The 21,802-nt window shown below is 66.4% G+C and carries 22 protein-coding genes; 15 read left to right on the top strand and 7 right to left on the bottom strand.

Annotation, left to right across the window (positions count from 1 at the left end):
- Positions 1 to 207: 207 nt before the first annotated feature.
- Both ACFWPX_RS08660 and ACFWPX_RS08655 read right to left on the bottom strand, forming a co-directional pair.
- On the bottom strand, positions 208 to 1,131 hold the full coding sequence (locus ACFWPX_RS08660) for an NADP-dependent oxidoreductase (RefSeq protein WP_378926871.1): 924 nt from the start codon (positions 1,129 to 1,131) through the stop codon (positions 208 to 210).
- 106 nt (positions 1,132 to 1,237) lie between these two features.
- A complete protein-coding gene (locus ACFWPX_RS08655; protein ID WP_378926870.1) occupies positions 1,238 to 1,633 on the bottom strand; it encodes a MerR family transcriptional regulator in 396 nt (131 codons plus the stop codon).
- A 319-nt stretch (positions 1,634 to 1,952) separates the two neighbouring features.
- Between ACFWPX_RS08655 and ACFWPX_RS08650 the strand changes: the two genes are divergently transcribed.
- The 3 genes from ACFWPX_RS08650 to ACFWPX_RS08640 all read left to right on the top strand — a co-directional run bounded on the left by ACFWPX_RS08650 (position 1,953) and on the right by ACFWPX_RS08640 (position 3,454).
- Entirely contained in the window at positions 1,953 to 2,702 is a 750-nt protein-coding gene (locus ACFWPX_RS08650; protein WP_378926869.1) for an SMI1/KNR4 family protein, read from the top strand.
- A 227-nt stretch (positions 2,703 to 2,929) separates the two neighbouring features.
- Positions 2,930 to 3,097 (top strand): hypothetical protein, encoded by a 168-nt coding sequence (locus tag ACFWPX_RS08645; protein ID WP_378918094.1) that lies wholly within the window; start codon positions 2,930 to 2,932, stop codon positions 3,095 to 3,097.
- 159 nt (positions 3,098 to 3,256) lie between these two features.
- Positions 3,257 to 3,454, top strand: coding sequence for a DUF1918 domain-containing protein (locus ACFWPX_RS08640; protein WP_378918092.1), 198 nt, complete (start codon positions 3,257 to 3,259; stop codon positions 3,452 to 3,454).
- A 201-nt stretch (positions 3,455 to 3,655) separates the two neighbouring features.
- Here ACFWPX_RS08640 and ACFWPX_RS08635 read toward each other — a convergent pair whose 3' ends face one another.
- Complete coding sequence (locus tag ACFWPX_RS08635; RefSeq protein ID WP_378926868.1) at positions 3,656 to 4,000, bottom strand: hypothetical protein; 345 nt, start codon at positions 3,998 to 4,000, stop codon at positions 3,656 to 3,658.
- A 570-nt stretch (positions 4,001 to 4,570) separates the two neighbouring features.
- On the opposite strand from ACFWPX_RS08635, the gene ACFWPX_RS08630 reads away from it, so the two are divergent.
- Entirely contained in the window at positions 4,571 to 5,437 is an 867-nt protein-coding gene (locus ACFWPX_RS08630) for an SAM-dependent methyltransferase (protein WP_378926867.1), read from the top strand.
- Positions 5,438 to 5,478: 41 nt separating this feature from the next.
- Here the strand turns inward: ACFWPX_RS08630 and ACFWPX_RS08625 are convergent, their stop codons facing one another.
- Positions 5,479 to 6,153, bottom strand: coding sequence for a TetR/AcrR family transcriptional regulator (locus ACFWPX_RS08625; protein WP_378926866.1), 675 nt, complete (start codon positions 6,151 to 6,153; stop codon positions 5,479 to 5,481).
- A gap of 93 nt (positions 6,154 to 6,246) precedes the next feature.
- On the opposite strand from ACFWPX_RS08625, the gene ACFWPX_RS08620 reads away from it, so the two are divergent.
- From ACFWPX_RS08620 to ACFWPX_RS08605, 4 genes are read left to right on the top strand one after another with little or no spacing between them, the layout of a single operon-like run.
- Complete coding sequence (locus ACFWPX_RS08620) at positions 6,247 to 7,347, top strand: hypothetical protein (RefSeq protein WP_378926865.1); 1,101 nt, start codon at positions 6,247 to 6,249, stop codon at positions 7,345 to 7,347.
- 12 nt (positions 7,348 to 7,359) lie between these two features.
- Complete coding sequence (locus ACFWPX_RS08615) at positions 7,360 to 7,920, top strand: ester cyclase (RefSeq protein WP_378918083.1); 561 nt, start codon at positions 7,360 to 7,362, stop codon at positions 7,918 to 7,920.
- Between the two features lie 22 nt (positions 7,921 to 7,942).
- Positions 7,943 to 9,538 carry a zinc-binding dehydrogenase gene (locus ACFWPX_RS08610; protein ID WP_378926864.1) on the top strand — a complete coding sequence of 532 codons (1,596 nt, stop codon included), beginning with the start codon at positions 7,943 to 7,945 and terminating at the stop codon, positions 9,536 to 9,538.
- The gene (locus tag ACFWPX_RS08605; protein WP_378926863.1) at positions 9,535 to 10,329 is read left to right on the top strand and encodes an MBL fold metallo-hydrolase; all 795 of its coding nucleotides are present in this window, start codon (positions 9,535 to 9,537) and stop codon (positions 10,327 to 10,329) included. The genes ACFWPX_RS08610 and ACFWPX_RS08605 overlap by 4 nt, the downstream gene beginning before the upstream one ends.
- Before the next feature lie 15 nt (positions 10,330 to 10,344).
- Here ACFWPX_RS08605 and ACFWPX_RS08600 read toward each other — a convergent pair whose 3' ends face one another.
- Complete coding sequence (locus tag ACFWPX_RS08600) at positions 10,345 to 11,103, bottom strand: dioxygenase (protein ID WP_378926970.1); 759 nt, start codon at positions 11,101 to 11,103, stop codon at positions 10,345 to 10,347.
- Between the two features lie 123 nt (positions 11,104 to 11,226).
- Here ACFWPX_RS08600 and ACFWPX_RS08595 point away from each other — a divergent pair, with 123 nt between their 5' ends.
- From ACFWPX_RS08595 to ACFWPX_RS08570, 6 genes are all read left to right on the top strand, one after another.
- Positions 11,227 to 11,685 carry a MarR family winged helix-turn-helix transcriptional regulator gene (locus ACFWPX_RS08595; RefSeq protein ID WP_378918077.1) on the top strand — a complete coding sequence of 153 codons (459 nt, stop codon included), beginning with the start codon at positions 11,227 to 11,229 and terminating at the stop codon, positions 11,683 to 11,685.
- 4 nt (positions 11,686 to 11,689) lie between these two features.
- A complete protein-coding gene (locus ACFWPX_RS08590) occupies positions 11,690 to 12,889 on the top strand; it encodes a PucR family transcriptional regulator (protein WP_378926862.1) in 1,200 nt (399 codons plus the stop codon).
- A 162-nt stretch (positions 12,890 to 13,051) separates the two neighbouring features.
- On the top strand, positions 13,052 to 14,500 hold the full coding sequence (gene lpdA / locus ACFWPX_RS08585) for a dihydrolipoyl dehydrogenase (protein ID WP_378926861.1): 1,449 nt from the start codon (positions 13,052 to 13,054) through the stop codon (positions 14,498 to 14,500).
- Positions 14,501 to 14,511: 11 nt separating this feature from the next.
- Complete coding sequence (gene pdhA / locus ACFWPX_RS08580; protein ID WP_378926860.1) at positions 14,512 to 15,609, top strand: pyruvate dehydrogenase (acetyl-transferring) E1 component subunit alpha; 1,098 nt, start codon at positions 14,512 to 14,514, stop codon at positions 15,607 to 15,609.
- A 20-nt stretch (positions 15,610 to 15,629) separates the two neighbouring features.
- Positions 15,630 to 16,613, top strand: a complete 984-nt coding sequence (locus ACFWPX_RS08575) for an alpha-ketoacid dehydrogenase subunit beta (protein ID WP_378918069.1) — start codon at positions 15,630 to 15,632, stop codon at positions 16,611 to 16,613.
- A 27-nt stretch (positions 16,614 to 16,640) separates the two neighbouring features.
- Positions 16,641 to 17,930 (top strand): dihydrolipoamide acetyltransferase family protein, encoded by a 1,290-nt coding sequence (locus ACFWPX_RS08570; RefSeq protein ID WP_378926859.1) that lies wholly within the window; start codon positions 16,641 to 16,643, stop codon positions 17,928 to 17,930.
- Positions 17,931 to 17,954: 24 nt separating this feature from the next.
- Here the strand turns inward: ACFWPX_RS08570 and ACFWPX_RS08565 are convergent, their stop codons facing one another.
- Positions 17,955 to 19,049: a FecCD family ABC transporter permease gene (locus ACFWPX_RS08565; protein WP_378926858.1), complete on the bottom strand. Its 1,095-nt coding sequence runs from the start codon at positions 19,047 to 19,049 to the stop codon at positions 17,955 to 17,957.
- The gene (locus ACFWPX_RS08560; protein ID WP_378926857.1) at positions 19,046 to 20,128 is read right to left on the bottom strand and encodes a FecCD family ABC transporter permease; all 1,083 of its coding nucleotides are present in this window, start codon (positions 20,126 to 20,128) and stop codon (positions 19,046 to 19,048) included. Before ACFWPX_RS08560 ends, ACFWPX_RS08565 begins: the two co-directional genes overlap by 4 nt.
- A 132-nt stretch (positions 20,129 to 20,260) precedes the next feature.
- Between ACFWPX_RS08560 and entS the strand changes: the two genes are divergently transcribed.
- A complete protein-coding gene (entS, locus tag ACFWPX_RS08555) occupies positions 20,261 to 21,553 on the top strand; it encodes an enterobactin transporter EntS (protein ID WP_378926856.1) in 1,293 nt (430 codons plus the stop codon).
- The last annotated feature ends 249 nt before the right edge of the window (positions 21,554 to 21,802 follow it).

Below are 21,802 nucleotides of genomic sequence, written 5' to 3'. Positions count from 1 at the left end.
GCTCCTCGAACGCCCGGAAATGCCGCGTGACGCGCTGACCGAACCGGCCAGCGCGCCCTCTCGAAAGGCCAAGTGGCCGTGCCGGTCCGAGGTCGGCGGGACGCACCGAAAGGCCGAGTGCTGGTTATGAGGTCCGTACCGAAGTTGTTGTCGTGCGGGAGTGGTCGGTGTGCGGTCCGCTCTTGACGTCAGCCGACCGGGTGCTGCTCATGTCACCTTTATGACGACCTTGCCCGAGATGTGGCCGTTTTCGACGGTAGCGAGGGCGGCCGGGGCGTCGGAGAGCGGATGGACTGCGGTGATCGCGGGTGCGAGGATTCCGTCGCGGGCCAGCCGGGCCGATCGCTCCAGGTTCTCGCGGCCGAGTCGGCGTTCGACGAAACGCCCGCCGAGATCGGGTACGGACGCATCACCCACGGCGATGACATTGCGGGGGTCCCGAGCCAGCGGAGCGACCGTCCGCAGTGCGGTGCCCCCGACCAGGTCGATGATTCCGTCGACGCCGCCCGGAGCGAGATCGCGCGCCGCGGCGGCGACGTCTCCAGCGGCGTAGTCGATGAACCGCACCCCGATGGTGTCGGCGTGCTCGCGTTTGGCTGCGCTCCCGGTGCCGATCACACTCAGCTCGCGTGCGCGAGCCAGCTGGGCGACGGCGAGACCGACGCCACCTCCGACCCCGTTGACCAGGATCGTGGCACCGGCCGGGAGGCCGAGCTGGTCGAGAGCATCCACCGCGGTCGTCCCGGCCACCGGCAGCGTTGCCGCCACCGTCGCGGACAGACCGGCCGGGATGCGCGCGGTGTTCGGTGCGGACAGCACGGTCGTCTCGGCGTAGGTGCCGCCACCGGTGAGTGCGAAGCCGAAGACCGCGTCACCCACCTCGAGCCCGTCGACCTCATCACCCAGTGCGAGAACGGTTCCCGCTGCCTCCATGCCCAGCACGAGCGGAAACGGACGGCCGCCGTCGAGCCCGGGGACCAGACCCGAGCGCAGCGCGTGATCGAGCGGGTTCACGCCGGCGACGTCGACCCGGATCAGAATCTCGCCGCGACCGGGAACGGGATCGGGACGATCGAAGAACTCCTGCACCTCGGGCCCGCCATACCTGCTGAAACCCCATGCCTGCCCCATTTCCTGCTGCCTCTCGTCCGACCGGCCCGGTGGTTCCGGGCGCTGAGGCAATCCTCACCCCTCACATAGATGTAAGGGGCAACCGGTTGAGAGGCAGGTCACAGCATCAGGCAGACCGAGCCGTCGGCTCCGCAGTGCCGGCCAGCTCCGCCTGGTGCCGGGCGTTTATCCCGATCAGCACGTCGAGCGCTGTGCGGGTCTCGATCAGGTGCGCGATGTCGGCGTCGATCCGGTCGCGCTCACGCGTCATCGTCTCGAACGCCTGCTCGATGATTTCCGGTTCGCTGGGGGTTTCCACGCACGGCAGCACGGTCGCTATCACCCGGCTGGACATACCCGCGTCGAACAGTTGTCGGATGAGCGACACGCGCTCGACCTCGGCATCGGAATAGTGACGCTGCCCGGCGTCGGAGCGGGAGCTGGTCAGCAGACCCTGCTCCTCGTAGTACCGCAACGAGCGCGGACTCACGCCTGTGCGTTTGGACAGCTCACCGATCCGCATCCTGAAAGCCTACGTCTCGTACGTCCCCGGGTTCGGACGTCGACGACGGTGGTGACACGGACGAACCATGTTGTGGCAGGCGAACAATCGGCACAAACACATAGCACTGTGAGCGGATGGTGGTGTCGCCGAGTCGCGACCCGAAGTCGCAAAGGTTGTGGTGACGGATCCCTGTTGGCGATTCTGGCCCGAAACGGTGCGACCGGTCTTGCCGGTGTCGACGCTGGGCACCACGATCGCCTCCGAATGTCGGCCTGGCGCAACGGGATCGGGGCGATGGGCGTGTTCCTGTGTCGGTGTGGCCTGTTATGTTCCGGTGGTGCAGGCGATCGAACTATTCGAAGATTATGTGAGTTGGCTGCGAGTCAACGTTCCGCGGGCGTATGAGAACCTCGCCCCGCCCGCTGACCGCGATGACATCGACAGGCTCGAATGCGTACTCGGCCAACGTCTTCCGGACGATGTGAAAGCCGTGCTGATGAGGCACAACGGTCAGCGGCTGACCGATACCGCCACGCATGACGAGGATGGCGCGGTGCCGTGCATTCCGACCCTTTCCTTCTTGTCGACGGGGCTGATCGAAGAGTGCTGGTCGGAATGGGTTGATCTACGCGAGATGGACGATATCGAAGACCTGCAGGATGACTGTGAGGCTATGTCGGGTGCGGAGGGGCGAGTGCGGCCGTTGTACACCTCGCCCGGTTGGATTCCGTTGTGGTCGGATCCGGCCAGAAGTGACTACATCGGTCTCGACTTCGATCCGGACTCGGACGGGATTCGTGGACAGATCATCAATTTCGGGCGAAACGAAGACCGACACTTCGTGTGTGCGGACAACTTCACCGAACTGCTGCAGATCCTTCTCGACGAGGTTCGGTCGGGACAGTGGCCAGCATCGACCCTCGTCTTCGACGAGGAAAAAGGCAGAGAAATCGCTGTTTTCGGTAACGTCGAGGACGGGGTGGGGCACCCATTCTTCGGCGATATCGATGAGCACTTCTTCAACGCCTTGTGCAGCCGCGCCATGGCCCGCAGCGGCATTGATTTGTCCGACTGGGAGAACTCTTGATGATCTCGTAAAGCCCCGCTGATCGCTCATAGTCGGCTCGCTTGCCGAATGAAGTCATCACCGCGCGATGATGCCGCGCCCGCGCGATCCCGAGAGCCGCGGCGTCGAGCATTACCGGCCCCTTTCGGGTTGCCCTGTGATCTTGACCCAGTCTGCGGCCCGCCGATAGCCTCATGAGTGATCTGCCTCACATGCCATGTGCACTACGAGTGACAGGAGCTGCTGACATGGGCGCATTCAGCGAGAAGTGGGACAAGGTGGACTTCAGCGGGAAGTTCCAGATCAGCGACGACCTCAACGACGAGGACGACCACGAGGTCGAGGACACCGACAACGAGGCCGATCCCGCGATCGCCGCCATTATCGAGGAGGAGTTGAAGCGCGGGCGGTCTTGATCAGGTAAGCGATGTTCAGTTGAGGATTTCGTAGCGGTCATGGCGGGCGCCGAAATAGCTCCCTGACGCCGAACAGCTCCGTCGATACCGGCGAAACAACAGCTGAGAGCAGTACCGTTGAACCCGGAAGGTCAGCGAACGGTGACAAGGAGGCTACTCATGCGGGCATCAAAGGGCGACCGGCTGGTCACGCATGGCCGGGTTGTCGGTGCACAGGATCACGTTGTCGAAATCGTCGAAGTGCTCGGCCCCGACGGCACGCCTCCCTACCGGGTACGGGCCGAGAACGGCCAGGAGTCCATCATGTCGCCCGGGCCGGACTCAGTAGTGGACCATCGCAAGGGATCGGACCTCTGACTGCCCGCCGCATTACTTGGTGCCTCCGCGCAGTCGGCAACGTGAAGAAGGACCTGGTCTGCTTCTGGTCCGGCTAGGGCGCGCGGTTCGAACCGGTCATCCCGGAGGCCCGAAAATCAACGGCTCGACATGATCTCGGGCGGTTGGAGTGCACGGTTATGCCGATCCGGGTACTTCCAGCAGCATGTGGGGTTCAGTTCTTCAAGGCTGCGGACTCACGGCTGGGGGGTTGTCGGGGCTGTCGCCGGGGCCGCTCACGCGCCAAGTTGCCCAGCGGCAGCCGAGGTTTACCGCGTGTGCGTACCAGGCGTCGGCCATCCCCGACCATTTCTTGGACTCTTCGATGTTGCCTGCGGCGTACTCGTCGGAGGCTCGGTCCGAAGCGGCGTTGCTCATCCTTCGGTAGTCCTCGCACTTCTGCTCTTTGGATTGTTCGGACGGCGATACCGGCTTTGCCTGAGCCGAAGTCGGCACGGCTGCCGAGATACTGAGCGCCGCGAAAATGGCAATGATGGGAACTGCAAAGGTGGTTCGGGTGCTACGCATGAATCGAGTTCCTTGGAATCGGTCAGATTGGCTTACATGACCAGCATCTACTGGAGCCGCCTGCACCACTAGGCATCCCACGGTCGAGATCACCCACCCTTGAGGCTCCGCGCCGTTCCGTCCCGAACGGTCAACTGTTTTCAAGTGCGACAACCCGATCGGTGTCGGGTGGGCACGCAAGCTTCGGTCGCCCGCACCAACACCGCGGTTCCGATCAGCTCGTCGTGGGTGACCGAGTCTGCGGGTGCGCCCAGGATCTCGGCGGTGATGGCAACGTCGGCGAGGCTCTGAACCGATATCCATTGCAAGGGAACCGAATCCACCTCCGCGACGTCTAAGCCGTTGAAGGGACTTCCACGCTGACGGCGCGGAAGAACGTTGGGAGAGGCAATGCACATCATGAAATGGCCGCGACCGCCGTCATCGGGCAAATTGTGGCGTCGTGTCGACGGGATGGAACCAACCAGCGGTGCAAAGGGACTCAGCGCGGCCGAGCAGCTCAGCTGAATCGCGGGCTCGACAGCCGCGATCGAGCGGAGATCGGCGTCATTCCGCCGAATGCTGAATCCATTGCTCCGCAACAGAGTTCGTCATCGATGCCAGACGCGGCAGGAGCCTGCACTGACCACCACCGACCCGTCCGCACTGATCGACCCGTACCGGACCACCCCCGCACGCCTCCACAACGCGATCCTCGGCGGGAAGGACCACTACACCGCCGACCACGCGCTAGCCACCACCCTGGCAACGAACGCGATCACGCCCGCGATCACCGAATCGCACCGTTTCACCCTGCGCGCGGTCGAGTACCTGATCGACCGTCACGGTGTGTCGCAGTTCGTCGACATCGGGTGCGGCTACCCGCACGCCCCGAACATCCACGACATCGCCGAACGCCGGAGCGGCACCACCCGGACCCTCTATATCGACAACGACCCCGTCGTCGCCACGTATGGTCGTGCCCTGCTGACCGGACCGAACCGGTTCTTCACCGATACCGACGTGACCGACACTGCGACCGTCCTCGCCGATATCACCGCTGTGATGGACACGGCCAGGCCGATCGCGGTGTGCGTGTCGGGTACCGCGGAACTGATCGGCGATGCCCCCGCCGTGGTCGCGGCGTTGACCGACCGACTCCCGGCAGGGACGTGGATGGTGTTCACCCACATCACCGACGAGGTGTACGGCGACGAGATCCATTCTGCCGTCCGAACTTTGCGCGGTGCTGGGATCAATTACCACGCGCGCGGGCGCGAAGAGATCGCGGCCATGCTCACCGGGTACCGATTCGTCACGCCGGGCCTGGTCGCCCCACACCGGTGGCCGCTCGTCCCCAGTGACGGTGACGGGGTACGTGCACTTTTCGCTATGCCACGACACCGCGCGGCGTGGGATCTGAGTGCTTACGCCGCCGTGGGCCAACTCCACCGGTGACCCCCGCCGTAACCGCAGCAGCAATCCCGTCGTGCCAAGCGTCAACGCTGAGTGAGTCGTGACAGGAGTGCATCCAGCGCGAGGTTCATTGCGAATTCGTACTCTTCGGCGCCGTCGAATCGGGCGAGATGTTCTGCGGCGGCGGCAACCGCCGGGAGCTCGCTGCCCTCGAGGGTTGCCTGGCGCCGGGCGATGGCGGTGGTGTCGGTGGTGCCGTAGGTGGGCCCGGCATCGACCTCTCTGAGCAGGGTTCCGATGAGGGTGGCGACGAACGTTCGGAGCAGGTGGACGGATTCGCGGGGGGTGCACCCTGCGTTGTGGAGAATGTTCAGAACCGCCTCGATGGGGGCCAGCCCCTCGAACGACGCGAGCTGGCGGGTGAGCACCAGCGACGCTGCTTGCGGGTGAGCCAAGGCGCGTTCACGAAACGCCATGGCGATCGCCCAGAGGTCGGCTCGCAGGTCGCCGGTCGCATCCGGCAGGGCGATGGATCCCAGCAGGTGCTCGGCTACCGCATCGAGTAGCCCGTCCTTGCCGTCGACGTGGTGGTAAAGGCTTTTGGCGTCGACTCCGAGGACTCGCCCGACCGCGCGCATGCTCACCGCCGCGACGCCCTCGGCATCGATCACCTTCAACGTCGCCTCGACGATCGCCGCTCGGGAGAGCTGCTGCTCGTTCTTGGGCGGACGTCCTCGGCGTGGCGCGCTGGCGGTCATGGACCTCATCTTGCCCGAACCCATTGCAAAAATCCACACCGTGGGTATAGCCTGATCCGCAATAAACCCACACTGTGGATAAAGGAGCTGACGATGCGATTTCCGTGGAGTTCGGCCGACGTGGTGGATCTGCCGGGCATCGGCACCCCGATCGATACGTTGACCCTCCCGACCGACGCGGACGGCGGGCCGGGCACGCGGCTACGCCTGCTCAGGGAGCAGGGCTCGGCATTCCGGCGCGAATTCCCCTCGACGGGCATGCCGGACAGCGTGACGACCTGCGACCTGATCACGCTGCCGTACCCGACCCGGTTCGGGCTGTTCCGGGCATCGCTGGCGCTGGCGCCGTTCCTCTCGATCACCAACCGGATGCTGGTGATCCGGTGGACCGAATCCGACGGCACGCCGCGAGTGCTGCTGTTCGAGCCCTCCGATCACGAACTCGGCAGGTACACCCCGTATTTCGACAACCTCACCCAGCGCACGCCGAAGCTCGTTCAACGACAGATGGTCCGCGAACACGGCACGGTTCTAGGCCATCTGGCCAGTCTCGGCATCGCGCCCGACGCCGTCGACTACCTGATGTTCGATCACCTGCACACCCAGGACCTGCGGCGCTGGGTCGGAACCACTGGGTACCAGAACGACCTGGGTGCGCATCCGAAGCCGAGTTTCCCGAACGCGAAGGTGATCGTGCAACGCGACGAGCTCGCCGGCATGGCCGAACTCCATCCGCTGCAGCGGCCCTGGTACCAGCCAGCCACCTACCGCGACGTCCCACCGGAGGCGTTCCTGCCCATCGACGGTTCGGTGCTGCTCGGGCCCGGCGTCGCCGTCGTCAAGACGCCCGGTCATGTGTTCGGCAATCAGAGTCTGCTGGTGAACACCTCGACCGGCATCTGGGCGAGCAGCGAGAACGTCATCGCCGCCGAGGCGCTCACCCCCGAACATTCCGAGCTGCCCGGTCTGGCGTCGTGGGCGAGGTCATGGCAGCAGGAGGTCGTGCTCAACGCCAACACCATCGAAACCACTGCCGATCAATACAACTCGATCGTCCTGGAGAAGACCCTCATCGATCACAGCCAGCGGGACGGGCGGTTCCTGCAGTTCTTCCCCTCCAGTGAACTCACGGCCTCCTGGACCAACCCGGGCACGGCGCCGACGTTCGCCCATCGCCAACTCACCCACGGCTGAAGGAGTTTCGCCATGTCACGCTTCACCCTGCCGCCCGAACACGTGCTGCGCGCACGCGAGAAGCTCGTCCTCGATCACTTCCACGACGAGGTCCGCCAGGACTGGGACGCGACCCTGTCGACGTTTCCGCATCCGCACTACGAACTCATCGCCCAGATGACCGTCCACGACGGCGACGCGGAGGTGCGCGAGTACTACCAGGACACCCGGGTCGCCTTCCCCGACCAGGACCACGAGATCATCGCCTTCCGTCACGCCCACGACGCGGTGATCGCCGAATTCTGGTTGCTGGGAACACATCTGGGCCCGCTGGGCAAGATTCCACCGACCGGCTCCCGGCACCGCACCCGGATGACCGCGTACTTCCTCTTCGACGCCGACGAGCACCTTGTCGTCGAACGCATCTACTTCGACCAGCTCACCATTCTCAAACAGCTCGTCGCCGGTTTGGACAAGAAGAACCCGGCCGACCTGCTCAAGCTCGCCCGCGTCGTGGCGGGGGCGCTCGCCATGACGGGCGCAGAGCCGGACCCGCGCCTGACTCACACCGTTGCCCCCGATCTCGACAACTGACCGACCCAGGAGAAACACAACCATGACTATGCGTGCGCTGATCGGCGGCAACGGCCCCGAATGGACTGTCGAGGAGATCGAACGTCCGGAGCAATTGGGGGCGGTCCGAGTTCAGGTGATGGCCGCCGGTCTCAATCGTGCGGATCTGTACGCTCTCGACGGCACCTACACCGCTGCCGGTCAGACCGCGGGCACCTTCACCGCGGGCATGGAGGTTGCCGGCATCGTCGAACGGTCCAGCCTGCTCGCCCCCGGTCTTCCGGTGGGGGCCCGGGTCATGGGCATCACCGCGGGCGCGTTCGCCGACTACGCCCTATGCCACCCCCGAATGCTCGTCCCGATTCCGGATCGCCTCAGCTTCGACGAGGCCGCGACGTTGCCGGTCGGGCTCATCACCGAGCACGATGCCCTGGTCACCCAGGCCGGATTCGAGCCGGGCGATACCGTTCTGATCGTCGGCGGCACCAGCTCGATCGGACTCGTGGGAATCCAGCTCGCCAAGGCTCTCGGCGCGGAAACAGTGATCGCCACGACCACCACCGAGGACAAGCGGGGCGCCTTGGTGGCCGCCGGGGCGGACGTCACCGTCGATACCACGAACGGGGACCTCGTCGAATCCGTTCTCGAGGCGACGAACGGCCGAGGCGCCGACATCACCCTCGACCATGTCGGTGGCGACCTGTTCGCCCAGCTGCCCGCGGCCACCGCCGTCGGCGGACGGATCGTCAGCATCGGCCGTCTCGCAGGCGCGGCGACCGAGCTGAATCTGGACACCATCGCCTTCCGGCGGCAGAAACTCATCGGCACCACCTTCAGCATCCGCACCAGGTCAGAGCTCGGCGACGTTGTCCAGGCGCTCGTCCCGGAAGTACTGCCGGCGGTCCGGGACGGTCGGATCACTGCGCATCTCGACAGTGTTCACACTGCCGGTGAGGCGAAGACCGCGGCAGACCGACTCCGAGCGAACGCGGCCACCGGAAAAGTCGTCCTGTCCTTCGCCGACGCCCACACCAGCACCCCGCCCGGCCCCAGCGCTACGGCGAATATGTGGGGGAGCATTGCCCAGATCGGCTACGTCGTGCGTGACATCGAAGCCTCGATGCGGCAATTCGCTGCCTGCGGCATCGGTCCCTGGTTCTACTTGAAGGGAGTTACGCCCACGAACTTCACCTACCGTGGTGAACCCGCCGACATGGCGATGGACGTGGCAGTCGCCAACAGCGGAGACATCCAGATCGAGCTCATCACCCCGGTCAACGACGCCCCGTCGATGTATCGCGACTTCCTCGACGCAGGCCACGAGGGCGTCCAGCACGTCGCCTACTGGTCCGAGAACTTCCAGGAGCTCTACGACCGGGCACTCGCCGCCGGTTTCACCGTCGGCCAGGAAGGCCAGATCGGTGGTGCGGACGGACGGTTCGCGTACCTGCAGACCGAGCATCATCCGGGCACGGTCATCGAGATCTCAGACCTCGGCGGCTCGAAGAAGTTCATCTTCGACCTGATCAAACTCGCCGCCGCGAACTGGGACGGCAGCAACCCGATCCAGGAGATCGACGCGGCACTCATCGGCGGGGACCCCGCCGCGCAGGCCGCCATGCTCGAGGCACTCGGATGAAGATCCACCATCTCAATTGCGGCACCATGCGGCCCTGGGCAACCCCTGCCGGACTGGTCTGCCATGTCCTGCTCGTCGAAACCCCCAACGGCCTAGTCCTGGTCGACACCGGGTTCGGCCTCCGAGATATCGCCGACCCGGCCGCGCGATTCGGCCCCGCCCGGTTCTATGTCCGGCCGGTTTTCGATGAGGCGGAAGCGGCCATCACCCAGATTCGGCGACTGGGCTTCGACCCGCACGACGTTCGCCACGTCGTGCTCACCCATTTCGACGCCGATCACACCGGAGGGCTGTCGGACTTCCCTTGGGCGAGGGTTCATCTCACCGCCGCTGAGAACGCGGCAGCCGTCCACCCCACGGGAGTTGTCGAGCGCGGGCGGTATCTGTCGTCGCATCGGGCGCACGGCCCGAGCATCGTCGAACACACCCCTGCCCGAAGCGAGACCTGGCGCGGTTTCCCCGGGGCCGAGGAGCTCGCCGAAATTGCTCCCGGCATCGTCCTGATCAGCTTGCCCGGACATTCGCGCGGCCACGCCGCGGTCGCTGTCGACGCAGGCGACCACTGGGTCTTTCACGTCGGCGACGCCTTCTATCATCCCGGCCAGATCGACGGAACCGGGAAAGTGCCCACCGCTCTCACCACGATGGAACGCTTCATCGCTCACGATTGGAACCGGGTTAAGGCCAACCATCAGCGACTCTCCGAGCTATGGCAGGAGCCCGATTCGGGCCTGCTCCTTGTCAACGCCCACGACCCGAGCCTGCTTCAGCTCGCCCGGAAACGCGGCTGACGCGGCCGCGGCCGGTCAGCCGAGCTGGATGGAGCGTTTGGACAAACCCAGCCAGAAGTCGTCGATGACGGTGCGCTGGGTGGCGATGTCGTCGGCGCCCGCGCCCAGTGTGACGAACAGCGGGGCGAAGTGTTCGGTGCGCGGATGCGCCAATCGTGATTCGGGGGCTTTGTCTTCGAAGTCGAGCAGCGTGTCGATGTCGCCTGCGGCCAGGGCGCGGTTGCCCCAGTCGTCGAACTCGGTCATCACCGGATGCACCGAGCCGTCATGGGTCAGCGCGCGCAGATTGTGGGTGAAGAACCCGCTCCCGACGATCAGTACGCCCTCGTCTCGTAGTGGCGCCAGTTTCCGGCCGATCTCCATGAGCCCGACGGGGTCCAGCGTCGGCATCGACATCTGCAGGACCGGTACCTGTGCGTCCGGGTACATCTCCACCAGTGGCACGTAGGCGCCGTGATCGAGTCCTCGGTGCGCGGCGTCCTGCACCGATCGGCCGGGGCCGCGGAGGAGTTTGCGCACCTTCTCGGCCAGTTCCGGCGCTCCGGGCGCGGGATAGGTGACCTCGTAATAGTGCTGCGGGAAGCCGCCGAAGTCGTACACGAGCGGCACGGTGGTGGTGGCGCCGAGAGTGATCGGCGCGTCCTCCCAATGGGCCGAGATCATGAGGACGGCGGTGGGTTCGGGTAGCTGGGCGGACCAGGCGGCGAGCTGGCCCGGCCAGATCGGATCGTCGGCCAGCGGCGGCGCACCGTGGGAGAGGTAGAGCACCGGCATCCGGGTGGCGTTGTCTGCGTTCATGTTCTTCTCTCACCCTCCGGTCATGTTGTTCGAATTTGAACTACATAGTCGAAGGTACATCATTATTCGAATTTGAACAATGTGGGTTACACTGGGGTAATGGATCAACCGAGGTGGCTGAACGAGGACGAGAGCCGCGCCTGGCATGCCCTCATCGCCGGGTGGTCGTTGCTGAACCGGCAGATCGAGGCTCAGCTCAAGAACGACGCCGGGCTCTCCCACGTCCAGTACGAGGTGCTCGTCCGTCTCGACGCGGCACCGGGCGGGCTACTGCGCATGAGCGAACTCGCCGATGCCCTGTTCAACTCCAAGAGCGGGCTGACCTATCAGATCGGCCAGCTGGAGAAGGCCGGGCTGGTCCAGCGCGAGTTGTGTCCCACCGATATCCGGGGCGTCAATGCCAGGCTCACCGATGCCGGTCGCGATGCCCTGCGGCACGCGGCCCCTGGCCATGTCGGTCTCGTCCGCGAGGCCTTCATCGATGTGCTGACCCCCGAGCAGCTCACCGCCATCGCGGAGGGTTTGGGGAAGGTAGCTCACCGAATGCGTAGCGTCTAGCGGTATGGCCGCGAGACCCAAGCACACCCCGCCCTCGGCGGGCACCAGGGAGTTGGTGGCCGCGTGCCGAACCGAGATTCCCGGGCTGACCCGGCAGCTGATCGCCGCGATCTTCACCGACATTCCTGAGTGGACCGACTATTCGCCGGTCAGCCGGGACGACCTGCGCCATGCGTGCTGCCGCTATCTGACCAGGGTGCTCGATATTGTCGCCGGCGACGTGACCGGCCCGAACCGCGACGATGTCGCCGCCGCCATCGGCCGCAATCGCGCGGCGCAGGGCGTGCCGCTGGAGGTCATGTTGCGGACGTTCCGGCTCGGCGGTCAGATCGTGTGGGAGGCGCTACTCGACAGGGCGGGCGAGCTCCCGCCGGGCGAGGTTCGCAAGATCGGGGTGGCCACCTGGTCGGCGATCGACGGCATGTCGTCGGCGCTGGTCACCTCCTATCGCAGCACCGAACTGGAGCAGGTACGTCGCGACGAGCGTCGTCGGCACGGGTTGATCGAGGATCTGCTCGCAGGCAGTGCGCGCGACGCGACGTTCGCCGCGCGTGCGGCCCGGGAGCTGAACTTGCCCGCGCACGGCGGGTACCTGGTGGTCGCGGTGCGCGGCGACCGTCCGAATGTGGAGATCGGCACCGAGACCGCGTTGGCGGCCTTGGGGATTCGGTCGGTCTGGCACGATCGCGTCGACACCGTGGTGGGGCTGGTCTCGCTCGAGCAGCGGGACGGCTCCGCTGTGCTTGCCCAGGTGCGGAGCCGGATCCGGGGCCGGGCAGCGGCATCGCCGGTGGTGCAGGGATTGGCGCACGTCGAGACGGGGCATGCGCTGGCGATGCTCGGCTTGGAGACCTTGCCGGGGGAAGCCCGGGGTTTGGTGTCGTTGGAGCAGCGCTACCCGGAGGCACTGTTGCTGCGCTCGCCCGACCTGACCGCGCTGATGGTCGCGCGCACCCTCGGCCCGGTGCTGGAACTCCCGGCGAAGGAGCACGAGATCTTGTTGCGCACCCTGGCGGTCTGGCTGGAGGAGAACTGCTCGGCGGCCAATGCCGCGCCGCGGCTGCACTGCCATCGCAACACCGTGATCAACCGGCTACAGCGGATCTCCTCGCTGCTGGGTCGGCGGCTGGAAGGACAGCGGTCCTACCTGGAGCTTTCCCTCGCCTTGGCCGCGCTGGAGCTGGGCGTGAGTACACCCGGCTGAGTGCCACATCACCGCAACCGATTGGGCGCTGCGCCCACTTTCGAGCCTCGAATTCTGGGCTGTCGGCTGGTTGTTTGTGCATTTGTGGACCGTGAGACTCGACAGATGATCCAAGCCACGACCGTGGATGGGTTTGATCGTTCGAGCTGAGGAGCACCACGAGTGCCGGAATTCGATCTATTGGTGATCGGTGGTGGACCGGGCGGATACGTGGCCGCCATCCGTGCCGCGCAACGCGGCCTGCAGGTCTGTGTTGTGGAGAAGGAGCGCCCCGGCGGTGTGTGCCTGAACTGGGGTTGTATCCCCACCAAAGCGATGCTCCGCTCGGCGGAGGTCTTCCAGACCCTCACCACCGCAGCGGAATTCGGTGTCCTTGCCGATAATGTGCGCTACGACTTCGCCGCGGTGCGGCAACGCAAAGACGGCATCGTCAAAGAGCTGACCGATGGTGTCGCGGGCCTGTTGAAGGCCAACGGGGTCACGGTGATCGAGGGCCATGCCCGCTTCGTCGAACCGACCGTCGTGGAGGTACACGAGGTCGGCGCCTCACCGATCTTCGACGGTGGTCCCCGCTACGCCGCCGCTGCGGGAAACGCGGTGCGCCGGGTGAGCGCGCGCGACGTGATCGTCGCGACCGGCTCGGTGCCCGCACAGCTGCCGATCCCGGGCGCGGGATTGCCCGGTGTCGTCACCTCCGATGGCGCGTTCGGGCTGACCGAGGTGCCGCGACGGTTGGTGATCATCGGCGGCAGCGCGGTCGGGGCGGAATGGGCCAGCCTGTTCGCCACGTTCGGCAGCCAGGTCACGGTCGTGGAGATGCAGGACCGCCTGGTTCCGTTGGAGGACAAGGAGATCGGTGACGCGCTCGGCCGGTCGTTCCGCAAACGCGGCATCACCGTCCTTACCGGCGCCACGGTCACCGCCATCACCGAGGGCGACGCGCTGCGGGTGTCGGTCGGCGGTCCGGCGGCACAGGACCTCGACGCTGACGTCGTGCTGGTCGGCGTCGGGCGACGGCCGAACACCGCTGAACTCGGCCTCGACGTGGCCGGAATAGCCACGGACGCACGCGGTTTCATCGAGGTCGACGATCGACTGCGGACCGGGGCCGAGCACGTGTACGCGATCGGTGATGTGACCGGGCGGGCCCTGCTGGCCCACGTCGCCTCACATCAGGGCATCGCCGCGGCGGAGGTGATCGCCGGGCACGATGCCCACATCGACTACGCGGTCATTCCGGCCGCGACGTTCACCCACCCGGAGATCGCCAGCGTCGGTCTCACCGAAGATGCCGCCCGCGCGGCCGGCCACGAGGTGATCACCGCCAAGTTCCCGTTCGCGGCACTGGGCCGGGCCAAGACCTTCGGGGAGACCGAGGGGTTCATCAAAATCGTTGCGGGGCAGGTACATCAGGAAGTGCTCGGCGTGCACATCATCGGTCCCTCTGCCAGCGATCTGATCGCCGAGGGCGCGCTCGCGATCTCGCTGGAAGCCACACTCGACGAGCTGGCCGACACCATTCACGCCCACCCCACTCTCGGCGAGATCGGTATGGAGGCGGCCATGGCCGGACTCGGACTGCCGGTACACATCGCGCCACGCAAGCGTTGAGGAGCTCGACCATGACCACGACCACCGCGCGGAGCAAGCCGACCCGCAAGCCGACGAAGACCACCGAACCCGCGACGGACGTCGAATCCGCTGTCGCGGCGGAAGATCCCGAGACCCTTCGTGGTCTCTACCGCGACATGCTGTTCGTGCGACGCTTCGAGGAGCGCACCGCGCAGAGTTACCAGCAGGCCAAGATCGGCGGCTACTGCCATCTCAATCTCGGTGAAGAAGCCACCGTTGTCGGCCTTGGTGCCGCGATGCGCCCCACCGACTACCTGTTCACCAACTATCGCGAACACGGATACGCACTGGCCAAGGGCATCGAGCCGGGTCGCGTGATGGCCGAACTCTACGGCCGCACCACCGGCACCTCGAAGGGCTGGGGTGGCTCGATGCACATGTACGACACCGCGACTCGTCTCCTCGGCGGCTACGCCATCGTGGGCGGACAGGTTCCCCTGGCCATCGGCGCGGCGCTGGCCATCGACTACAACGACGGCGACGACGTAGTGGTGTGCCAGATGGGGGAGGGCACCACCAACATCGGCGCCTTCCACGAGTCGCTCAATATCGCGGCGCTGTGGCGGCTGCCGGTGGTGTTCCTGGTGATCAACAACCAGACCGGCATGGGCACCACCGTCGAGAAGTCCTCGGCCGAACCGGATCTGTGGAAGCGCGCCGCCGCCTATCGCATGCGCGGCGAGCGGGTCGACGGCACCGATGTGCTCGCCGTGCGCGACCTGGCGAGCGAACTCATCGAAGACGCCCGCCGCGAAGGCAAACCCGCACTGCTCGAAGCGGTGAGCTATCGACTCAAGGGCCACTCGGTCGTCGACCCGGCCAAGTACCGCAGCACCGACACGGTCGCCACGGCTCGCGAGCACGATCCGATCGTGCTGTGGGAGCAGCGTCTGCTCGCCGCCGGGGTGCTGACCGAACAGTCGCTGGCCGATCTCGACCGCGAGGTGGCCGACGGGGTCGCCGCCGCCGTCGAATTCGCCGACTCGAGCCCGCATCCGGAGCCGTCGAGCCTGTTCGACTACACCTACGCCACCCCCGTGCCGGGCGATTCCCGCCGTCTGCCCGCCGATCCGCTCTTCACCCACTGAGGACTCCCACTGTGCCTGTCATGACCTATCGCGAAGCGCTGCGCGAGACCCTGCGCGAAGAGATGCGACGCGATGACGACGTTTTTCTGATCGGTGAGGAGATCGGCGTCTTCGAAGGCTCTTACAAGATCACCGCCGGTCTGCTCGAGGAGTTCGGTGAGAAGCGGGTGCGCGATACGCCCATCGCCGAGGAAGGTTTCGTCGGTGCCGCGATCGGTGCCGCGATGCTGGGGTTGCGTCCGGTCGTGGAGATCATGACGATCAACTTCTCGCTGCTCGCACTCGACCAGATCGTCAATCATGCCGCGAAGATCTACGGCATGTTCGGCGGGCAGACCAATGTGCCCATGGTGATCCGGACGCCCGGTGGCGGCGGTCAACAACTCGGGGCGACGCATTCGCAGAATATCGAGCTGTACTACGCCTTCGTGCCCGGTCTGAAGGTCGTGGCACCCAGCACACCCGCGGATGCGCGGGCGTTGCTCAAGGCCGCGATCTCCGACGACGATCCTGTGCTGTTCCTGGAGAACCTGTCGCTGTACAACACCAAAGGTGAAGTTCCCGAAGATCTTCCACCTGTTCAGATCGGCAAGGCGGCGGTCACCCGAGAGGGCACCGACATCACGCTGATCGGCTATTCCCGCATGGCCACCGTCGCCACCGAAGTCGCGCAACGCCTTGCCGCCGAGGGTGTTTCGGTGGAGGTGATCGACCTGCGCAGCCTGCGTCCGCTGGACCGCGACACCATCGTGGCCTCGGTCCGCAAGACCGGTTGCGCGGTCATCGGCGAGGACGACTGGCTCACCTACGGTATCGGCGCGGAGATCGCGGCATCGATCTCCGATGGCGCGTTCGACTATCTCGACGCCCCGGTTCGCCGCGTCGCGATGGCCGAAGTCCCGCTGCCCTATGCCAAGCCGCTGGAGAAGCTGGCCCTGCCGTCCGCGGAATCGCTCTACACCGCGGTGACGGAAACCCTGGCGGCCGTCGGTCGTCGGCGCTGAGAACTGGGAAGACGAAGGACACACGTAATGCCCGACATCATCATGCCCCGGCTCTCCGACACCATGGAAGACGGCGTTGTCTCCGCCTGGCTCAAGAAGGTGGGTGACCAGATCACCCGCGGTGAGATCGTCGCCGAAATCGAGACCGACAAAGCTCTGATGGAGCTCGAAGCCTACGACGACGGCGTCCTCGAGAAGATCCTCGCCGAGCCGGGCGTTCGTGTGCCGATCGGCGAACCGATCGCGATCGTTGGGGACGGCAGCACTTCGGGTGCGGTATCTGCGGATTCCGCGATCGGGGGTGCGACGTCGATCGGCGCATCCGGCGCAGCCCTGTCCGAGACCGGCTCGACTGCACCGGTCGTTGCGCCACAGCGCGGTTCGAGCAGTGACAACGCGCCAGGCCTTGGCCGGACCGCGGTGGTCAAGTCCTCGCCACTCGCCCGCAAGATCGCACGCGAGTTGCAGATCGATATCGCCGCTGTCGTCGGCACCGGTCCAGGCGGGCGGATCACGAGAAACGACGTGGAGGCGGCCCACAGCGTCAGCGCCGCCGAGGCTGCCGTCATCACTGCGTCCTCAGCTGACGCGAATGTGGTTTCGCCACAACATGTTCCGGCATCAGGGGGGTTCGAGGAGGTCGCGCTGACGAACATCCAGCGTGTCTCCGCGATTCGGCTCACCGAGAGTAAGCAGCAGGCACCGCACTTCTACGTGACCAGCGCGATCGACGTGACCGAGCTGTTCGCCTTCCGGGTGCGGATCAACGCGACGCTGGACGCGGCGGGCGACAGCAAGGTCAGTGTGAACGATCTGCTCGTCAAGGCGGTCGCGGTCGCGCTGCGGAAGAACAGCTCGATCAACGTCAGCTTCGCGGGTGACAAGCTGTTGCGTCACAAGGGAATCCACCTCGGCGTCGCGGTCGCTACCCCGGCCGGTCTGCTCGTTCCGGTGATCCGTGACGCGGACCGCAAGAGTGTTTCCGAGATCGCGACCGAGAGCCGTGACAAGGCCACCCGCGCCCGCGATCGCAAGCTCCGGGCAGAGGAGATGTCGGGTGGCACCTTCACCATCTCCAACCTCGGCATGTTCGGCATCGAGCAATTCACCGCGGTCATCAACTCGCCCGAGTCCGCGATCCTCGCGGTCGGGGCGGCGGCCGACGAACTACGCCTCGATGGCGGCGAAGTGGTCGCCCGCAAGATCCTTCGCGTGACCCTGTCCGCGGACCACCGCGCGATCGACGGCGCCGTGGCGGCCCAATTCCTGGCAAGTCTGAAGGAACTGGTCGAAAACCCGCTGCGGATTGTGACGTAACGTCATGCAACCTAATCAACGACCTCAGACAGTGTCGCCGCGGTGCCGTCGCATAACGAGGTAGATGAGATAGGGGGCGCCGAGTACCGCGGTGATGATGCCGACCGGCAATTCCGCGGTACCGAATGCGGTGCGGGAGATCATGTCCGCGGCCAGGACGAGTATCGCGGCGAGCAACATCGACAGCACGAGCGGTGGGCGCGGTAGCCGTGCCAGGCGCAACGAGATCTGGGGTGCGCACAGCGCGACGAACTGGATCGGTCCGGCGACCGCTGTCGCGACCGCGGCGAAGACCACGGCGGCCGAGAGCAACACACCGCGTGCGGGTGTCAGGCGCACGCCGATGGCACGGACGGTGTCATCGGTGAATTGCAGGGCGTCGAGGGTGCGTGACCCGATCAGCGTCGGTGGCACGAGGATCGCGAGGGTGATCGCGAGGGGGAGGGCGTCGTCCCAGCCGCGGCCGTTGAGGCTGCCGGTCAGCCAGATGAGGGCCCGGCTGGCGTCCTCCACCTCGCCGGCGCTGAGCAGCCACACGGTGATGCTCGAGGCGATCGCCATGACTCCCACGCCCACCAGGAGCAGCCGCAGCGAGTCCAGTCCGTCACGGTAGGTGAGCCCGAACACGACCAGCCCGGCGAGCAGGCCGCCTGCCAGCGCCACCGCGGGAAGTCCGGTCGTACCGAGCAGGCCACCCGCGGTGCCGCCGAAGACGATGGCCGCGGTGACCGCCGCGCCCGCGCCCCAGGTGACACCGAGGATGTCGGGGCTGGCCAGTGGATTCCGCGCGACCGTCTGCACGATCGCGCCGGACAGGCCGAGTGCCGCGCCCACCAGCAGGGCCGCGACCGCCCGCGGCAGGCGTAGTTCCAGGACCGCGAGCCGATCAGCCGGATGGCCGCCGCCGAGCAGGACCCGCACGACCTCGGCCGGGGACAGCGTGAACGCGCCGACGCCGAGGTTGACCACGAACAGGACTACGAGCACGAGCGCGGCGACGAGCACGAGCAGCAGTGGCCGCAGACGAAAAGCCATGGAGAGCGCACCGATTCGTAGCGCGGGCCGTGGGGGAACGAGCCGCGCCTGCGCGGCGACACCGGTGCGCGGGGGCTGCTTCACAGTCGGACCAGCTTTCGCCGACGCACCAGGACGATGAAGAACGGTGCGCCGATCAGCGCCAACATGACCCCGACCTCGATCTCTCCCGGTCGCGCGACGACGCGCCCCACGGTGTCGGCCAGCAGCACCAGCATGGCACCGGCCAGGGCCGAAAAGGGCAGCAGCCAGCGATGGTCCGGACCGGTGAACACGCGGACCACGTGCGGAACAATGAGGCCGACGAAGCCGATCGGGCCGCAGACGGCGACGCTCGCACCGACCAGGATCGTGATCGCGAGGATGCCGAGAACGCGCACGCCCTGCACATGGTGGCCGAGGGAGCGGGCCACGTCGTCGCCGAGAGCCAGCGCGTTCAATCCGGACGCGCCTGCGAGGCCGAGCGCCAGGCCGATCACCAGGAACGGCAGTACCTGGAGCACCAGGGGGAACCCGGCGACCGCGATCGATCCCACCTTCCAGAACCGGAATGCGTCCAGACTGCGCTGGTCGAGCAGGACGACCGCGAAGGTGATCGCTTGCAGCAGTGCGCTGATCGCGGCGCCCGCCAGAACCAGAGTCAGCGGTGTCGGCCCGCCCCTGCCCGCCGAACCGACGGCGAACACCGTGACCGCGCCGAGGGCGGCTCCCGCGAAGCCGAACCAGATGAAGCTGTGCAGGCTGGTGATCTCGAGCGCGTAGGTCGCCAGCACGATGGCCAGGCCCGCGCCGTGGGTGATTCCGAGGATTCCGGGATCGGCGATCGGGTTGCGCGTATGGCCCTGGGTGAGCGCCCCCGCCAGGCCGAGGGCCGCGCCGACCAGTGCGCCGATCGCCGTACGGGGAGCACGCAGCTCCCGCACGATCATGTCGTCCTCGATGCCGGTCGGCGCGACCAGCGCGTTCCATACCGCGTCGAGCGGAATCGGTTTGGCGCCGATGCACAGGCTCAGCACACAGCTCGAACCGAGCAGGACCATGAGCGCGACGATCTGGAGCGTGCGGGTGCGTCGGCGAGGGGTGGCCGCGGCGCGCTCCACCTGCGTGGGCGCGGTGCCGGAATCGGCCGTCGCGGCCTGGGCGCTCGACTCACTGCGCCGCATCCGTGTATTCCTCTCGTACGCATCCGGATTCCGCCGGACTCGAAGCCGATCTGCCCAACGATGTCGATGCGGCGGATCGAGAACCCTTTGATACCACAGAATTTAGGTTAGGCTCACCACACCGTATCTCGAGTGCTGGAGGTGCCTGTGCGGTTGGGGGATGTGGTCATCGATGTGGGACCGCTGCGTGCGGCACCCGAATTCCGGTTCGTCCTTGCGGCGCAGGCGATTTCGATGCTGGGCACGCACCTCACCGTAGTGGCTGTGAACGTGCAGGTCTATCAGCTCACCGGCTCCTCGGTCCAGGTCGGTGCGGTGGGATTGGTCTTCGGGGTGGCGCTGCTCGTCGGCATGCTGACCGGCGGCGTGGTCGCCGACCTGGCCGATCGGCGCACGATCGCCGTCGCCACGCGTGCGGCGGTGGTGGCCGTCTTCGTCGGGCTCGCTGTCAATGCGGCCCTGCCCGCTCCGCACCTGTGGGTCGTCTACGTGGCGGCCGTGCTGGCCGGCGGAATCAACGGTCTCGGTGGTCCCGCGCTGATGGCCCTCGTGCCCGCTCTGGTCGGCCCCGAGCGGTTGGCCGCCGCGGCCGCGTTGACCGCCCTCTCGATCCAATTCGGTGCGGTGATCGGGCCGGTGCTGGCCGGGGTGATCGCCGCCGGACCGGGGTTGGCGGTGTGCTTCGCTCTCGATGCCCTCTGCTTCGTGATCAGCGCGGTGCTGCTGTGTTTCCTCGCTCCGGTGCCGCCGCCGGAGGCAGCGGGGGAGCGGCGTCCGATCCGCTCCATCGCCGAAGGGATTTCGTTCGTCCGACGCGATCGGGTGCTCAGCGGCATTCTGCTGATCGATACCCTGGCAATGGTTTTCGCCATGCCGTACGCCTTGTTCCCGGAGCTGGCGACCGAACACTTCGGTGGTGGTCCGCAAACGGTGGGGCTGCTGTACTCCGCGCCCGCCGCCGGTGCGCTGCTGGCGGCGTTCGTCAGCGGTTGGGCCGGGCGGGTTCGCGCGACGGGGGTGGTGCTCACCGGCGTGGTCGTGGTCTGGGGTGTGGCGATCGCCTGCGTCGGCCTCACGGCATCGCTGTGGGTTGTCTTGGTGGCCTTGGTCTTCGCGGGTCTGGCGGACACCACGTCGGAGATTCTGCGTCGAGCGCTGATGCAGCAGCGCACGCCGGATCGATTGCAGGGCAGGGTCGGCAGCCTGTGGCTGGCGCAGGGAACCGTCGCTCCGAGTGTGGGGAACATGGCGGCGGGGGTGCTCTCGCGTGTTCTGCCGACGGCCGCGGTGCCCGTGGTCGGCGGCTTGGTCTGTGTCGTCGCGGTGGTTGCCCTGACGCTGCGCAGGCCGGATCTGCGTCGGGCGAGCCTGTCCGGTCCGGTCGGAGCGCGACCTGTCGATGCCGACCCGCAAGCGGTCGAGTGACCCGGAAAGGCCGGATCACGTTGGCGGCGAACGCATTTGCTCGCGCTGCGAGAAAGATTAGTTCGGTCGGCAACCCCTTGCCATGATTAGGCAAGGCTTGCTTTACTTCTGGGGCCCGGTGTTCATCGGATCGAGGAGATGGCATGTCCCACAGTCCATTCGACGATGACAGCGGTGAGTTCCACGCCGTGACACCCGCGCACGCCTGAAGTCCGATGACCATCTCGGGGGAGCCGATCGCCCAGCCGA

Source organism: Nocardia sp. NPDC058518 (assembly GCF_042719655.1).
In the GTDB taxonomy this organism is placed as follows: Bacteria; Actinomycetota; Actinomycetes; order Mycobacteriales; family Mycobacteriaceae; genus Nocardia.
Note: the sequence above shows the minus strand (reverse complement) of the source record. Positions and strands in the feature narration are given on the sequence as shown.

Bases quoted from the DNA above. Each gene is read 5' to 3' on its own strand.
- ACFWPX_RS08560 (WP_378926857.1), bottom strand. From the start codon at position 20,128: ATGCGGCGCAGTGAGTCGAGCGCCCAGGCCGCGACGGCCGATTCCGGC.
- ACFWPX_RS08660 (WP_378926871.1), bottom strand. From the start codon at position 1,131: ATGGGGCAGGCATGGGGTTTCAGCAGGTATGGCGGGCCCGAGGTGCAG.
- ACFWPX_RS08640 (WP_378918092.1), top strand. From the start codon at position 3,257: ATGCGGGCATCAAAGGGCGACCGGCTGGTCACGCATGGCCGGGTTGTC.
- ACFWPX_RS08625 (WP_378926866.1), bottom strand. From the start codon at position 6,153: ATGACCGCCAGCGCGCCACGCCGAGGACGTCCGCCCAAGAACGAGCAG.
- ACFWPX_RS08570 (WP_378926859.1), top strand. From the start codon at position 16,641: ATGCCCGACATCATCATGCCCCGGCTCTCCGACACCATGGAAGACGGC.
- pdhA (WP_378926860.1), top strand. From the start codon at position 14,512: ATGACCACGACCACCGCGCGGAGCAAGCCGACCCGCAAGCCGACGAAG.
- ACFWPX_RS08615 (WP_378918083.1), top strand. From the start codon at position 7,360: ATGTCACGCTTCACCCTGCCGCCCGAACACGTGCTGCGCGCACGCGAG.
- ACFWPX_RS08655 (WP_378926870.1), bottom strand. From the start codon at position 1,633: ATGCGGATCGGTGAGCTGTCCAAACGCACAGGCGTGAGTCCGCGCTCG.
- ACFWPX_RS08605 (WP_378926863.1), top strand. From the start codon at position 9,535: ATGAAGATCCACCATCTCAATTGCGGCACCATGCGGCCCTGGGCAACC.
- ACFWPX_RS08595 (WP_378918077.1), top strand. From the start codon at position 11,227: ATGGATCAACCGAGGTGGCTGAACGAGGACGAGAGCCGCGCCTGGCAT.
- ACFWPX_RS08600 (WP_378926970.1), bottom strand. From the start codon at position 11,103: ATGCCGGTGCTCTACCTCTCCCACGGTGCGCCGCCGCTGGCCGACGAT.
- ACFWPX_RS08575 (WP_378918069.1), top strand. From the start codon at position 15,630: ATGACCTATCGCGAAGCGCTGCGCGAGACCCTGCGCGAAGAGATGCGA.
- ACFWPX_RS08620 (WP_378926865.1), top strand. From the start codon at position 6,247: ATGCGATTTCCGTGGAGTTCGGCCGACGTGGTGGATCTGCCGGGCATC.
- ACFWPX_RS08635 (WP_378926868.1), bottom strand. From the start codon at position 4,000: ATGCGTAGCACCCGAACCACCTTTGCAGTTCCCATCATTGCCATTTTC.
- ACFWPX_RS08645 (WP_378918094.1), top strand. From the start codon at position 2,930: ATGGGCGCATTCAGCGAGAAGTGGGACAAGGTGGACTTCAGCGGGAAG.
- ACFWPX_RS08610 (WP_378926864.1), top strand. From the start codon at position 7,943: ATGACTATGCGTGCGCTGATCGGCGGCAACGGCCCCGAATGGACTGTC.
- ACFWPX_RS08590 (WP_378926862.1), top strand. From the start codon at position 11,690: ATGGCCGCGAGACCCAAGCACACCCCGCCCTCGGCGGGCACCAGGGAG.